This window comes from Geoanaerobacter pelophilus (genome assembly GCF_018476885.1).
GTDB lineage: Bacteria > Desulfobacterota > Desulfuromonadia > Geobacterales > DSM-12255 > Geoanaerobacter > Geoanaerobacter pelophilus.
In genome coordinates this window covers 1-753 of record NZ_JAHCVJ010000028.1, presented here as the reverse complement: position 1 = coordinate 753, position 753 = coordinate 1, and the positions used below count along the sequence as shown (strand labels likewise).

General features: G+C 58.0%; 1 protein-coding gene. It reads left to right on the top strand.

Annotated elements, in window-relative coordinates; genetic code table 11:
* Positions 1–753, top strand: a 753-nt coding sequence (locus KI809_RS20355; protein ID WP_246559548.1) for a methyl-accepting chemotaxis protein, incomplete at both ends; no start/stop codon positions are given.

Here is a 753-nt window from a genome sequence, read left to right as displayed (position 1 = left end):
CATCAAGAACAACCTCAACATCCTCATCGATGCCAATACCCGGATCACCGCCGCAGCGCGCGAAGTAGCAAGCGGCAACCTGATGGTAGAACTGAAAGAACGGAGCGGCGAAGACGAACTAATGCACGCCCTGTCGGCCATGGTCGGGAAACTGGTAACAGTGGTAGCCGAAGTAAAAGAAGCGGCCGCCAACGTCGCCTCCGGAGCGGGTCAGATGAGCTCCGGTTCCGAAGGGATGTCCCAGGGGGCAAGCGAACAGGCAGCGGCAGCCGAAGAAGCCTCAAGCAGCATGGAAGAAATGTCCGCCAACATCAAACAGAACGCTGACAACGCCAAACAGACCGAAAAGATTGCGGTCAAGAGCGCCGATGACGCCAAAGAAGGCGGCAAAGCAGTAGCCGCCACCGTTCAAGCCATGAAAGACATCGCCGACAAGATCAGCATCATCGAAGAAATCGCCCGTCAGACCAACATGCTGGCTCTGAATGCCGCCATAGAAGCAGCGCGCGCGGGTGAACACGGCAAAGGGTTTGCAGTAGTTGCCAGCGAAGTGCGGAAACTGGCAGAACGGAGCCAGAACGCTGCCGGCGAGATCAGCGAACTCTCCGCAAGCAGCGTCGAAGTAGCCGAGAAAGCCGGGACCATGCTGTCAAACATCCTGCCCGACATCCAGCGGACCGCCGAACTGGTTCAGGAGATCTCGGCCGCCAGCAAAGAACAGGACACCGGCGCCGAACAGATCAACAAAGCCAT